Source organism: Streptomyces sp. NBC_01481, assembly GCF_026339995.1.
Taxonomy (GTDB): Bacteria; Actinomycetota; Actinomycetes; order Streptomycetales; family Streptomycetaceae; genus Streptomyces.
In genome coordinates this window covers 360,144-373,205 of the sequence record NZ_JAPEPT010000001.1, presented here as the reverse complement: position 1 = coordinate 373,205, position 13,062 = coordinate 360,144, and the positions used below count along the sequence as shown (strand labels likewise).

Here is a 13,062-nt window from a genome sequence, read left to right as displayed (position 1 = left end):
ATTTTTCAAACTGCACTGCGCCCCTTGCTGTGAGGGGCAGGTGCCATCGTACGTGACCAACGCACGACCGTGCCAGCCTATTCCTCCGGGGCGGGTCCCCGCAGGTCAGACCTGCTGGAGCTCAGGCCCGCCGGAGGTCAGGCCCGCTGGCGCTTCTTCGCGGCCGAGACGGCACGGTCCGTCTCGCGCCGGTCCTGCTTCTCGCGCAGCGTCTGCCGCTTGTCGTACTCCTTCTTGCCCTTCGCCAGCGCGATCTCGACCTTCGCCCGGCCGTCCTTGAAATACAGCACCAGCGGCACGATGGTGTGGCCGGTCTCCTGCGACTTCGACTCGAGCTTGTCGATCTCGGCGCGGTGCATCAGCAGCTTCCGCTTGCGCCGCGCGCTGTGGTTGGTCCACGTCCCCTGCGTGTACTCCGGGACGTGCACGTTGTGCAGCCACGCCTCGTGGGCGTCGATCTGGACGAAGCCGTCCACCAGCGAGGCCCGCCCCTGACGCAGCGACTTCACCTCGGTACCTGTCAGCACGAGACCGCACTCGTAGGTGTCGAGGATGGTGTAGTCGTGCCGCGCCTTCTTGTTCTGCGCGATCAGCTTGCGCCCTTTTTCCTTAGCCATAGTGCGGTCATTTTCGCACTAAGACCCGCCCCCGAGGCCACTCAATACCGTCTGGGCCCGATCCTCGGCCCTCTCGCTCGCGGCGAGGTCCGGGGTGATGCCGCGCCCGTCGACGCTGTGACCGGCCGGAGTGCGGTAATGGCCGACAGTCAGCTCGGCGACCGAACCGTCGGGCAGGCGGCTGGGCATCTGGACCGAGCCCTTGCCGAAGGTGCGCGAACCGACCGTGATCGCCCGGCCGCGGTCCTGCAAAGCCCCGGTGACCAGCTCGGCCGCGCTCATCGTGCCGCTGTCGACCAGGGCGACGACGGGTCTGGTGGTGTCGCCGCCAGGGGTCGCGTACAGGGCACGCTGCTCGCCCCTTATGTCGTACGTGGCCACCAGACCGCCGTCCAGGAAGGCGGAGGCGGCACTGACGGCCTCGGCGACCAGTCCCCCGGCGTTGCCCCGCAGATCCAGCAGGACGCCGACGCCCGCGGGGGCGTCCTGCACCGCCTCGCGCACCCGGGCGCCCGACCCCTTGGTGAAGGAGGCGACCTTGATCATTACTGCCCCGCCCTGGAGGCGCTGGACGGTGACCGCCCGGGTGCTCAGCGTGGTGCGCACCAGCTTCTCCGTCCACGCACGGCCGCCCCGCTGGAGGCCGATGACGACGTGCGGTCGCCGCCGCGCAGCAGTGCCACCACCTCGGTGACGGGGCGCTCGGCGACCGGGAGGCCGTCGATCGTACGCAGCAGATCACCGGCCCTGATGCCCGCCTTGGAGGCGGGGCCGCCGGGCTGGACCTCGGCGACCTCGACCTGCCCGCCGGCGGCGCGCCTGGCCGTGAGCCCGACGCCGGTGTACTCGCCGTCGAGGGCCTGCTCGAACTCCTCGTACTCGCTCTTGTCGTAGACCGCGCCCCAGCGGTCCCCGCTGCGGCTGACGGCCGCCTCGGCGGCCTCGGTGCCGGACTTGCCGTCGGCCATCGCCTCGGCGGCGGCACGGGCGACGTCGTCGACGGTCGCGGCGGCCGTATTCGCGACAAGGCGCGGCTCGTTCTCGTCGTCGTGCGGCAGGGAGTTGGTGGCGGCCGCGGTGGCCAGAACACTTGCGAAGACCAATGTCAGGGCCGCCCCGCGGCGGATGCGGCGGGGCCGAGGGCAGAACTCCGGGCCCGGCATGGCGCCCACTCTAGGACAAGCAAACGGCGCCGTACGGCGGTTGGCCGGACGGCGCCAGGGGCGCTTGTCACACCTTGAGATACTTGCGCAATGCGATGAAAGCCGCCATGGCGGGCATCAACAGCCCAATTGCGATCACCAGGGGCAGTTTGGTGACCACGGCGTCCCAGCCGATGAAGTTGACCAACTGCATCTTCTCGGAGAGCGCGAGACCGTGGTCGATCAGGAAGTATCTGCCGACCAGCAGCATCGCGGAGGCGACAACACCGCCCAGCAGACCGGCGAATGCGGCTTCCATGATGAACGGCATCTGGATGTAGAAGCTGGATGCTCCCACCAGCCGCATGATTCCGGTTTCACGCCTGCGGCTGAACGCCGAAACACGCACGGTGTTGACGATCAGCATCAGCGCAATGACCAGCATCAGCGCCATCACGAAGAGCGCGGCGATGTTCATGCCGTTCATCAGGGAGAACAGGTTCTCCAGGATGTTGCGCTGGTCCTGGACGGACTGCACGCCGTCGCGGCCCGCGAAGGCGGTTGCCACGACCTTGTACTTCTCGGGATCGTCCAGCTTCACGCGGAACGACTCCTGCATCTGGTCCGGCGTGATGGTGGACGCGATGGGGGTGTCGCCATACTGGTCCCGGTAGTGCTTGTACGCCTCTTCGGCCGTCTCGTGGTGGACGACGTCGACCACGTCCATCTTCTTGAGATCGGCCTCGATCTGCTGCTTCTGCTGGGCGGTTACGGCTCCCTTGGCGCACTTGGGAGAGGTCGCCGCGTCGTTCTTGTTGCAGAGGAAGATCGAGACGTTGACCTTGTCGTACCAGAAGTCCTTCATCGTGCTGACCTGCTCACGCATGAGCAGCGCACCGCCGAACAGGGCGAGTGAAAGGGCTACGGAGACGATGACGGCGAAGGTCATCGTGAGATTACGGCGGAGACCGACGCCGATCTCCGACAGGACGAACTGGGCGCGCATGGCGTCCTTTCAGTGCTGGTAGCCGTAGACGCCGCGTGCCTGGTCGCGGACGAGACGGCCCTTTTCGAGCTCGATGACGCGCTTGCGCATCTGGTCGACGATGTTCTGGTCGTGGGTCGCCATGATCACGGTGGTACCGGTCCTGTTGATCCGGTCCAGCAGCTTCATGATGCCCACGGAGGTCTGCGGGTCGAGGTTGCCGGTCGGCTCGTCCGCGATCAGCAGCATGGGGCGGTTGACGAAGGCCCGCGCGATCGCGACGCGCTGCTGCTCACCGCCGGAGAGCTCACCGGGCATCCGGTCCTCCTTGCCGCCGAGGCCGACGAGGTCGAGAACCTGGGGCACAGCCTTGCGGATCTCACCGCGCGGCTTGCCGATGACCTCCTGGGCGAAGGCCACGTTCTCGGCGACGGTCTTGTTCGGCAGGAGGCGGAAGTCCTGGAAGACGGTCCCGAGCTGGCGGCGCATGTGCGGCACTTTCCAGTTGGACAGTCTGGCGAGGTCCTTGCCGAGGACGTGGACCAGGCCCTGGCTGGCGCGCTCCTCGCGCAGAACGAGCCGCAGGAAGGTCGACTTGCCGGAACCGGACGAGCCGACGAGGAAGACGAACTCCCCCTTGGCGATGTCGAGAGATACGTCGCGCAGGGCGGGGCGGCTCTGCTTGGGGTAGGTCTTGGAGACGTTGTCGAATCGGATCACGGGTGCACCACGGTCGGCCGGGGGTAGGTGAGCGAGACACTACGCGAAGCGGGCTGCCGCTCGCAGTCGGCGTCACGGGTTGCGCGGTTTGTCCGGTCACGGAATGGGCGTAATCCGGCGGGCCGCGCCGAAAAGCGCGCGAGCTGGCACAGTGGTAGGGGAACAGTCGCGTTTCCCCGAGCGTTGTCGGGAGAGAACTGTGCTTACGGTCCGCGCCTGCGGCTCCGGCGCGCGGGAGGAGGAGAGCGCATGACCTACGACCGATTGGTGTGCGCCAACTGCGCGGCCCCGGTCACAGAGGGTCGCTGCCCGGTCTGCCGGGCGAACCGCGAGCGGCTGCAGCAGGAGGGCCCCCTCGGCGGCCTGAGCCCCGTGGCACTGCTGACCTTGCTGGTGGTGCTGATAGCGGCGGTGGCGCTGCTGGCGGCGCACCAGACCGCCTAGGACATACGCAAAGGAGGGCCCGGGGTGCTGAAGCGCACCCCGGGCCCTCCTTCTGTGTGATGTTTCGACTTGCAGCCGCTTACATCCGCCTATATCCGCTTACACAGCGGTACGGCCACCACCGGCGAGACGCGGCAGCATGCGGAAGCCGATGCCACCGGCGATCATCGTCGCGGCACCGATGAGCAGGAAGGTGGTCTCGGCGGCGCCGGTCTCCGCCAGCTCCTCCTTGGCCTTGCCCTGCTCGACCGGCTGGGAGCCGGCGCTGTCGGTGTCGGTGTTGTCCGAGCCACCGTTGGGGTTGTTGTCGTTACCGGAGCCACCGTTGGCGTTGCCCGGGTCCTCGGAGGGGTCCTCGGACGGGTCACTGGTCGGCTTGCCGGGCTTGTCGGGCTTGCCGGTCGGCTTCCCGGTGGGCTTGTCGGTCGGCTTGCCCGTCGGACCCGGGTCGGTCGGCTCGGTCGGAATCGGGTCGGTGGGGCCCGGGTCGGTCGGCTCGGTCGGAATCGGGTCGGTGGGGCCCGGGTCGGTCGGCTCGGTCGGAACGGGGTCGGTCGGGCTCGGGTCCAGGTCGTCGTCGACACCGATACCGGCGTCGACGCCGTTCTCGTTGGCGTTGACCCGCGCCTCAAGGGGACCCACGTTGATGTCGACACCGACGGCTGAGGCGGCGCCCGCGGCGGTCAGCGACGCACCGGCGGCGATCACCGCGCCGGCGGCTATACGCGCTACACGGATCCGCGTCTTCTTGGTCATCTGGCTGCTACCCCCAGTAGCTAATTGTCAATGGAGCAGCGTCCGGGGCAACTGCCGCTGGGGGCGGTTTCGTTCGGCCCCCAATCACACGCGCCCCAGTAGATACGCATGCCGCGCGTCAGCTTTCCGAGTTTCCGCGGACGCGTCAAGCTCGTTGCGCGTGCGATGTCCGGTATAGGGGCGGTTGCCTGACCTGCGGGGAAGCAACTGTGACATAAAAGGGAACTGCCGCCCTCGGGGCGGCAGTTCCCTTGTCGACAAAGCGAGCTGTTACTTCTCCTGCTGCTTGCGCCAGCGAATCCCGGCCTCGAGGAAGCCGTCGATCTCGCCGTCAAGTACCGCCTGCGGGTTGCCCACTTCGAACTCCGTGCGCAGGTCCTTGACCATCTGGTACGGGTGCAGGACGTACGAACGCATCTGGTTTCCCCAGGAGTTGCCGCCCTCGCTCTTGCCGAGGGAGTCCATGAGTGCCTGCTCCTCCTGGCGGCGGCGCTCAAGGAGCTTGGCCTGAAGGACATTCATCGCGCTCGCCTTGTTCTGGATCTGGGAGCGCTCGTTCTGGCAGGAAACCACGATGCCGGTCGGCACGTGCGTGATCCGCACAGCGGAGTCCGTCGTGTTGACGCCCTGGCCGCCGGGGCCGGACGCGCGGTAGACGTCGATGCGCAGTTCGGACTCGTCGATCTCGACGTGGTCGCTCTGCTCGACGACGGGCAGCACCTCGACGCCCGCGAAGGACGTCTGGCGGCGGCCCTGGTTGTCGAACGGCGAGATGCGCACCAGGCGGTGGGTGCCCTGCTCGACGGAGAGTGTGCCGTAGGCGTACGGGGCCTTCACGACGAAGGTGGTCGACTTGATGCCGGCCTCTTCCGCGTACGACGTCTCGTAGACCTCGGTGGAGTAGCCGTGCCGCTCGGCCCAGCGCAGATACATGCGCTGCAGGCGCTCGGCGAAGTCGGAGGCGTCGACGCCACCGGCCTCGGCGCGGATGTTGACCAGCGCCTCGCGCTCGTCGTACTGACCGGACAGGAGGGTGCGGACTTCCATCTCGTCCAGCGCCTTGCGGACATCCGTCAGCTCGGACTCGGCCTCGGCGAGGGTATCCGCGTCGTCTTCGGCCTCGGCGAGCTCGAAGAGCACGCTCAGGTCGTCGATCCGGCTGCGGAGCGCCTCGGTCTTGCGGAGCTCGGCCTGGAGGTGCGAAAGCTTGCTGGTGATCTTCTGCGCCGCCTCCGGGTCGTCCCAGAGGGACGGGGCCGCGGCCTGCTCCTCGAGCACAGCAATGTCTGCCCTCATTTTTTCGAGGTCCAGGACGGCCTCGATCGACCCCATGGTCGAGGAGAGGGACTTCAGCTCTTCGGATACATCGACGACTGCCACGGGTCCAGCGTAACGGCTGGCCGCGGGAGCCAGACCCCTCAGGCCCGGCCTAGGGTTCCGCCGGGCTCGACTGCTTCGAGTCCCGCGGGGGCGCGTCCCCGCCGTCGTCGCTCGTGGCGAGCCAGCCGCCGACGCCCACCGCGGCCGCCACGGCGAGTGCCGCGACGCCCAGGGTGATACGGCGCTTACGGACCGCGTCCGACTTGTGGCGGGCCGAGCCGGGGCGGCGCTGGCCAGGGGTGCGAGGGGCGCGGGCCGTGCCGCGGGCGCCGCCCGCGAGCTCGTCCGGGGCCGGGACGCGCATCGAGGTGTGGGTGTCGCGGTTGGAGTCCGCGGGGGCCGCGCCGGGGACCAGGGGGACGGCGCCACGGCGGCGGGGTTCGCCGTGGGTGGCGGGGGCGGGGTCCTCGTACGACTCCGGCGCGGGCTCGCCGTCCGGCTCGTCGACGTCCAGCGGCGGCATCCCCGCCAGCAGCGGGAGCAGCTCGTGCAGACGGCTGGCCAGCTCGGACGCGCGCAGCCGGGAGGCGGGGGCCTTGGCCAGGCACTGGACCACGAGCTGCCACAGCTCGTCGGGGATGCCGGGCAGCGGGACCACGGTCTCGGTGACATGGCGCCGCAGGACCGCGCCGGGGTGGCCGCCGCCGAAGGGTGTGAAGCCCGCGAGGAGCTCGTAGAGAACGGTCGCCAGGGCGTAGATGTCGACCGCTGCCCGGGGCGGCAGGCCCTCGACGATCTCGGGGGCGAGATAGTCCGGGGTTCCGATGATCCGGGTCGCCTTCGTACGGCGCGGGGTGTCGATCAACTTGGCGACGCCGAAGTCGGTGAGCAGCGCGGGGTGGGATCCGGCCGGGCCGAGGGGGCCCTCCATGTCGAGGAGGATGTTCTCCGGCTTGACGTCGCGGTGGACGATTCCGGCGGCATGGGCCGCGGCGAGGCCTTCGGCTACGTCCGCGATGATCGCGACCGCCGCTTCGGGGGCGAGGCGGCGCTCCCGGTCGAGACGGGTGCGCAGATCCGTGCCGCGCACGAGGTCCATGACGAGCGCGAGGTCGTTGCCGTCGACGACCAGGTCGCGGACTCCGACGACCTTGGGGTGGTCGAGTGCGAGCAGGGCGGTGCGCTCCTGTACGAAGCGTCCGACCAGCTCCTGGTCCGACGCCAGGTCCTCGCGCAACAGCTTGATGGCGACGGGCCCTTCGGGTCCCTCGCCGAGCCACACCGTGCCGGCGCTGCCCCGCCCCAGGATCTGGTGGGCGGTGTAGCGGCTGCCGATATTCCGTGCCAAGACTGCTCCCTCAGCGGCTGGCGTTGCCCACAAGGTACGCGGGCATCCGGGGGCTGTGTGCCCCGGATGGCGCCAACTGTCACTTCTGCGGGAGAAATCACGCCGCAGAAGTCGACAAATCCGCAGAGTCGTTACTACTGCCCCGTGTTGGGGGTGTCCGAACTGCCGCCGAGCTCCGAGATCAGGTCCGACAGCTTCGAGATGCCGTCACCGATCGCCTCCCAGTAGCTCTTGCCCTGGGCGACCCATCCCTGGAGCGGCGTCAGCTCCCAGATCAGCCAGCCCGCGACGAAGAGCAGGACCAGCGTGAAAAGGCAGCCCTTGAGGCAGCCGAGGCCCGGGATCCGCATCGGGTTGGAGCTGCGCTGGCGCGGCGGCCTCGGCTGACGCGGTGCCGGCTGCTGGGGCGGCGCTTGCGGAGGCGCGTACTGCTGTTGTTGCGGCGGCGGGGCGTACTGCTGCCGCTGAGGCTGGGGGCGCGGGGGCTGAGGACGCTGAGGCTGGGCCTGAGGCGCGTACTGCTGCTGTTGCGGGTGCATCGGCGGCTGCTGGGGCCGCTGCTGCTGGCGCTGCGGGCGGCGGCGCAGCGGGTCCTGGCTCGGGTCGAGGTACCGGACCTGCGTCTGCTCGTTGCGGTCGCGCGCCGCCTGCAGCTGGGACTGCCAGGGGTGCGGGTCCTCCGGACGCGGCTGGCCCGGCGGGACGGGCGGCATGACCGCGGTCGGGTCGGCGCCCTGCTGCGGGTTGCCGGACTGCGCGTTGCCGGTCTGCTGCATGACGCTGGTCGCCGCGTTGGGGTCGTACGAACCGGCATTGCCCGGCAGGACCTGCGTCGCGTCGGAGGCGCCCGGAACCTGCGGGACCTGGGCGGGCGCGGGGTCCGGGGCGAGCAGCGCGGCGACACCGAGCGCGGCCTCGACCTGCGCGGCGGACGAGTGCACTCCGATACCGGCCGCGACCGTGCGCAGCCCGCGGGCCAGGTTCTCGGCGCTGGGCCGCTCGGTGGGCTCCTTGCGCAGACAGCGCTCTATGACCGTCCACAGCGGCTCGGGGACGGTGGTGGGGCGGCGGGGCTCCTCGCTCAGGTGGCGGTGGAGCACTTCGAGCGCGGTGCCGCCCGCGAACGGGGGCCTGCCGGTGACCAGTTCGTACAGCAGAATGCCCGCGCCGTAGATGTCGACGGCGGACGTCTGCGGGCGGCCCTCGGCGGACTCCGGCGCGACGTACGCGGGTGTGCCGACGAATTCGTGCGTACGGGTCAGGCCCGGGGAGTCCGCGAGGCGCGCGATGCCGAAGTCGGTCAGCATCGGGTGCATCTGGCCGTCGGCGTCGGTCTTGAGCAGGACGTTCGCAGGCTTGAGGTCGCGGTGGACGACGCCGTCGGCGTGGCTGGCGGCCAGCGCGTCCGCGATCTGGGCGGTCAGCAGGGAGGCGGCGACCGGTGTGAGGGGGCCGTTCTCGCGGATGTAGCGGTGCAGGTCGGGTCCGTCGACAAGGTCCATGACCAGCGCGAGGAGATCGCCCTCGACGACCAGGTCGCGGGTGCGCACGATGTTCGGGTGGGTCAGGCGGAGCAGGACGGAGCGCTCGCGCAGGAAGCGCATCACCACGTCCGCGTCGTTCGCCAGCTCCTCCTTGAGGACCTTGATCGCGACGGTCTCGCCGGGCTGGCCGGCCACGGCCGCCTCGGCGCCTGCGGTCTCGCGCTGGCTCGCTCGCCAGACGGTACCCGTGGCGCCGCGCCCGAGGGGCTCCTCGAGCAGGTACTTGCTGCCTACCGGCCGCACGTCATGTGCTCCCTGCTGATCGTGGTCCTTGCGTGGTCCCGTGGCACTGTGCCCGGCCATGGGTGTCCGACCCACTTTAGTGCCGCCGGACGACGCACCGGCCGGTCGTCACCATCTCCCTCTTGCCGTTCCTGTTTCAGTGCCTCTTACGGTTCCGATTCCGGCGCTGTTCGAAAGAAAGACGTCGGCATCGTACGGATGGTTGCCGAACGTCCGTGCCGCAGACATCACTGTCGTTCCGGAGCATGCCCCAACCAGGCATTTTTGCGGCCAGAGCCGACCATTCAAGATCACTTAACGGTGACCCCCGGGCGTGTTGTCAGTGGCAGGTGCGAGGATGCCCTCAGCACGGAGTCGTGAGGGAGGTGGCCTCGCGGCGCGTGCCGACCTGCCGGGTGGGGGATCACAGGGCGGCTCCCCTGCCGGGCACCCCGCGCAGAAGGGATTGCTGACGGCGATGCAGATCCGGCTGACTGTCCTCGCGCCGCGCTGCGGGCAATCCGCGGCCGCGGGACACTCCCCTGCGGGCCAGTCCTCTGCGGGGCGCTCCTGCGACGTGCTGATCACCGCGCCTGCCGGGACGGCGCTGGCCGCCGTAGCCTCCGGTCTGGCCGCGGCCGTCTCGGGACCCGACGCCTCGGGCTCTGTCGTGCTGTACGCGGGGCAGGAACGGCTCGACGCGCAGCGCCGCACGCTGGGCGAGCCGCCGCTCGTCGACGGCGCGGTGCTCTCCCTCCAGGTCCCGGGCGAGGCCGATGCGCCGGGTACGGACGCCTCGGCGCAGCTCCATGTGGTCGCGGGTCCCGACGCGGGCGGAGTCCATCTGCTGCACGGCGGCCAGATCAGGATCGGCCGCTCCGCGGACGCGGACGTGCCGCTGGACGACCCGGACGTCTCGCGCCTGCACTGCGCGGTCACGGTCGCCGAGGACGGCCGCGTCACGGTCGCGGACCTCGACTCGACGAACGGCACGACGCTGGACGGCACGAGTGTGGGCACGCACCCGGTGCGGCTGCCCGCGGGGGCGCTGTTGCGCCTGGGCGAGTCGACTCTCCGGGTCACCCAGGGCGACCGCGCGCAGTCACTCGCGACGGCGCCGGACGGCGAGGGCCACCTGCGGGTGACGCGACCGGATGCTGCGGACGCGGGGCCCGACGACGGCGGTGGATCCGGCGGTACGGCTCCGGGTGACTCCGGCTCTCGCGGGTCTTCGGCCGGTTTCTCCGGTACGGGCGGCCCCGGGCCGGGCAGGTCGGCCGGGTACGCCGTGGGTTCCGACAACCGACCGGGCAGGTCCGGCGGCTCAGCCTCCAGCCGGTCCGGCGCAGGCGCCGCGGCACCCGACGGGTTCGCTCCGGGGACCCATGCATCCGGCGGTACGTCTCCGGACGGCTCCGGGTCGGGCGGGTCCGACCGCTCGCCCTCCACCTGGTCCGGCACGGGCGGTCCCGCGTCCGGCGGTCCCGGACCGGGCCGACGGGCCCCCAGCTGGGCCCGCCAGGACGGCACCGGCACGGACACCGGTCCCGCCGGCCACCCCGACCCGCGCCGCGTGCCCCCGCAGTACGACCCCGCCTCCCCCGTCGCACCGACCGGCGCGGCCCGTGGCGACGCCGGGACGCTCTATACGTACAACCCGGAAAGCACCCACTCCAGGGCAACTGATGCCCCGGACGAGGCTCCCTCAGCCCACAGCCGTACCACCGGGACGACGCCCCCGCGCGGCACGCGGCTGCCCGACAGCACTCCCCGAAAGCGCGGCATAGGCGCCTGGGCGCGGCGGCTGGCCGGTGGGCGGGAGGAGCCCGTCGCAGAGGTGCCTCCGCAGCCCGGACCGCCCGTCGCCGAGGTGCCCCTCGTCGAGAGCTGGCCGGACCCCGCCGCAGTTCTGCTCACCGCGCTCGGCCCCGGCCCCCGGCTCTGGGAGCGCGGACCCGCGCACCCCGAATCGCTCGTCCTGCGGCTCGGCACCGCCGACCGGGCCGAGCTGCCCTCCGTGCCGGTGACCGTCGCCCTGCGTGAGGCCGGTTCGCTCGGGCTCGCCGGACCGAGGGCGCGACTGGCCGGACTGGCCCGGTCCGCCGTGGCCCAGCTCGCCGCGCTCCACTCGCCCGTGGATCTGGAGATCGTGCTGATCAGCACGGACCGGGCGCGGAGCCTGGAGGAGCGCAGGGCGGAGTGGGCGTGGCTCGGCTGGCTGCCGCATCTGCGGCCCGCGCACGGCCAGGACTGCCGTCTGCTGCTCGCGTACGACCGGGACCAGGCCACCGCCCGCACCGCCGAGCTCACCCGCAGGCTGGACGACGGCCCGCTCGGCCCCGGCTGGCCGAGCGCCGATCGCAGGTCGCTCGCGGATGCCGCCGAGCGGTACGACGGCGCCCGGACGGTCGTCATAGTCGACGGCGACCCGGGATCGGCCGTGCTGCGCGAGACGACGGCCCGGCTGGCCGGAGCGGGCTGGGCCTCGGGGATCCATCTGATCTGTCTGGCCGAGACTCCGGCCGCCTCGCCCCTCTCCCCGGTCGCCGCGACCTACGAGTCGGCGTGCACCGCCTCGCTCGCTTTCCGCGAGTGCGGGGCGGTCGCCCTGCTCAGCGGCGATGTGGCGACGGCGCTGCGGCTGATGCGTACGGCAGAGGGCCGGCCCGTGGGCCATGGCACGGTCGGCGCGGTGGACGCGGTGTCGGCGGCCTGGGCCGAGCGTTTCGGCCGGGCGCTCGCGCCGCTGCGCGCCGAGGGCAGCGGCACGCACCCCGGCAGTGCCACCGCGCTGCCCCGTGCCTCGCGGCTGCTCGACGAGCTGGAGCTGGCCCGCGCCACCCCCGCCTCACTGATGGCGCGCTGGGGCACGGCGGGCGACGGCACCGTGGTGCTCGGCGCCGGCCCGCGCGGCCCGCTCGCCGTCGATCTGACCGAGGAGGGCCCGCATCTGCTGATAGAAGGCCCCGCGGGCAGCGGCCGTACGGAGCTGCTGCGCTCCGTGGCCGCCTCGCTCGCCGCCGCGGGCCGCCCCGACCGGCTCGGCCTGCTGCTCGTCGACGGAGCGGGCGGCGAGCGCGGCGAAGGACTCGCGGCCTGTACGGAACTGCCGCATGTCACCGAGCACTTGGTGGCCTCGGACCCTGTCCGTATGCGGGTCTTCGCCCAGGCACTGGGTGCCGAGCTGAAGCGCCGCTCCGAGCTGCTGGGAAGCGTGGGCTTCGCCGAGTGGCACACCCAGCGCGAGCTCTCGGACCGCATGGTGGGCCAGCGCCCGGCGAGCGCCGCCGAGCAGCGCGGTGACCTGGACTCCCCCGCCAGTGGGACGCTGCGCCTGCGCCCCGGTGCTCGTACGAAGGCGGAGGGCCCGGCCCCGCTGCCCCGGCTGGTCGTCCTGGTGGACGACTTCGACGCGCTGGTCGCCCCGGCGCTCGGCAGTACGGGACGGCCCGCGGCGGGCTCCGTCGTACGGGCGCTGGAGGCCGTGGCCCGTGACGGCGAGCGGCTCGGCATACATCTGGTGGCGACGTCCGCGCGCCCGGACCGCACGGTCGACACGGATCTGGCGCAGGGCGCGCGACTGCGCGTCGTGCTGGACGCGCCGCCTGCCGCTCCGGGGCCGGAGGATCCCGCTCCCGGGCGGGGCAGGCTCGGACATCCGGACGGCCGGGTCACGCCGTTCCAGAGCGGCCGGGTGACGGGACGCATTCCGCGTACGGCGACCTCGCGCCCCACTGTCGTACCGCTCGATTGGGAGCGGATGGGTGATCCGCCCGCTCGCCGCCCTGTGCGTGAACTGGGCAACGGTCCAACGGACCTGGCGCTGCTGGCCAGTGCGCTGGAGCGTGCCGCGCGCTCGGTGGACGCCGCGCCGGTGCCTCCGCTCTCGCCGGCCCGCCCCTGACCGATGGCGTACTCACGCCATGTGATGTGACATCACGTCACAAGGCCATCACAAAAGCCC

General features: G+C 71.3%; 9 protein-coding genes and 1 pseudogene. 2 read left to right on the top strand and 8 right to left on the bottom strand.

Annotated features, from left to right (window positions below; translation table 11 throughout):
• Positions 1 to 137 precede the first annotated feature (137 nt).
• The 4 genes and pseudogenes from smpB to ftsE form a co-directional block, all read right to left on the bottom strand.
• Positions 138 to 617, bottom strand: coding sequence for an SsrA-binding protein SmpB (gene smpB / locus OOK40_RS01730; protein ID WP_266475953.1), 480 nt, complete (start codon positions 615 to 617; stop codon positions 138 to 140).
• Positions 618 to 635: 18 nt separating this feature from the next.
• A pseudogene (locus OOK40_RS01725) lies at positions 636 to 1,780 on the bottom strand (S41 family peptidase).
• A gap of 67 nt (positions 1,781 to 1,847) precedes the next feature.
• Positions 1,848 to 2,765: a permease-like cell division protein FtsX gene (ftsX, locus tag OOK40_RS01720; protein WP_266475951.1), complete on the bottom strand. Its 918-nt coding sequence runs from the start codon at positions 2,763 to 2,765 to the stop codon at positions 1,848 to 1,850.
• 9 nt (positions 2,766 to 2,774) lie between these two features.
• Positions 2,775 to 3,464 carry a cell division ATP-binding protein FtsE gene (gene ftsE / locus OOK40_RS01715; RefSeq protein WP_266475950.1) on the bottom strand — a complete coding sequence of 230 codons (690 nt, stop codon included), beginning with the start codon at positions 3,462 to 3,464 and terminating at the stop codon, positions 2,775 to 2,777.
• A 249-nt stretch (positions 3,465 to 3,713) separates the two neighbouring features.
• Here ftsE and OOK40_RS01710 point away from each other — a divergent pair, with 249 nt between their 5' ends.
• A complete protein-coding gene (locus OOK40_RS01710; protein ID WP_266475948.1) occupies positions 3,714 to 3,908 on the top strand; it encodes a hypothetical protein in 195 nt (64 codons plus the stop codon).
• A 99-nt stretch (positions 3,909 to 4,007) separates the two neighbouring features.
• On the opposite strand, the gene OOK40_RS01705 is transcribed toward OOK40_RS01710, so the two are convergent.
• The 4 genes from OOK40_RS01705 to OOK40_RS01690 all read right to left on the bottom strand — a co-directional run bounded on the left by OOK40_RS01705 (position 4,008) and on the right by OOK40_RS01690 (position 9,119).
• Positions 4,008 to 4,664, bottom strand: a complete 657-nt coding sequence (locus OOK40_RS01705) for a hypothetical protein (RefSeq protein ID WP_266475946.1) — start codon at positions 4,662 to 4,664, stop codon at positions 4,008 to 4,010.
• A gap of 270 nt (positions 4,665 to 4,934) precedes the next feature.
• The gene (gene prfB, locus OOK40_RS01700) at positions 4,935 to 6,044 is read right to left on the bottom strand and encodes a peptide chain release factor 2 (RefSeq protein WP_266475945.1); all 1,110 of its coding nucleotides are present in this window, start codon (positions 6,042 to 6,044) and stop codon (positions 4,935 to 4,937) included.
• Between the two features lie 49 nt (positions 6,045 to 6,093).
• Positions 6,094 to 7,332 carry a serine/threonine-protein kinase gene (locus OOK40_RS01695; RefSeq protein ID WP_266475943.1) on the bottom strand — a complete coding sequence of 413 codons (1,239 nt, stop codon included), beginning with the start codon at positions 7,330 to 7,332 and terminating at the stop codon, positions 6,094 to 6,096.
• 134 nt (positions 7,333 to 7,466) lie between these two features.
• Positions 7,467 to 9,119: a serine/threonine-protein kinase gene (locus OOK40_RS01690; RefSeq protein ID WP_266475941.1), complete on the bottom strand. Its 1,653-nt coding sequence runs from the start codon at positions 9,117 to 9,119 to the stop codon at positions 7,467 to 7,469.
• 457 nt (positions 9,120 to 9,576) lie between these two features.
• On the opposite strand from OOK40_RS01690, the gene OOK40_RS01685 reads away from it, so the two are divergent.
• Positions 9,577 to 13,002, top strand: coding sequence for an FHA domain-containing protein (locus OOK40_RS01685; RefSeq protein WP_266475939.1), 3,426 nt, complete (start codon positions 9,577 to 9,579; stop codon positions 13,000 to 13,002).
• The last annotated feature ends 60 nt before the right edge of the window (positions 13,003 to 13,062 follow it).

Bases quoted from the DNA above. Each gene is read 5' to 3' on its own strand.
- smpB (WP_266475953.1), bottom strand. From the start codon at position 617: ATGGCTAAGGAAAAAGGGCGCAAGCTGATCGCGCAGAACAAGAAGGCG.
- OOK40_RS01685 (WP_266475939.1), top strand. From the start codon at position 9,577: ATGCAGATCCGGCTGACTGTCCTCGCGCCGCGCTGCGGGCAATCCGCG.
- OOK40_RS01705 (WP_266475946.1), bottom strand. From the start codon at position 4,664: ATGACCAAGAAGACGCGGATCCGTGTAGCGCGTATAGCCGCCGGCGCG.
- ftsX (WP_266475951.1), bottom strand. From the start codon at position 2,765: ATGCGCGCCCAGTTCGTCCTGTCGGAGATCGGCGTCGGTCTCCGCCGT.
- OOK40_RS01710 (WP_266475948.1), top strand. From the start codon at position 3,714: ATGACCTACGACCGATTGGTGTGCGCCAACTGCGCGGCCCCGGTCACA.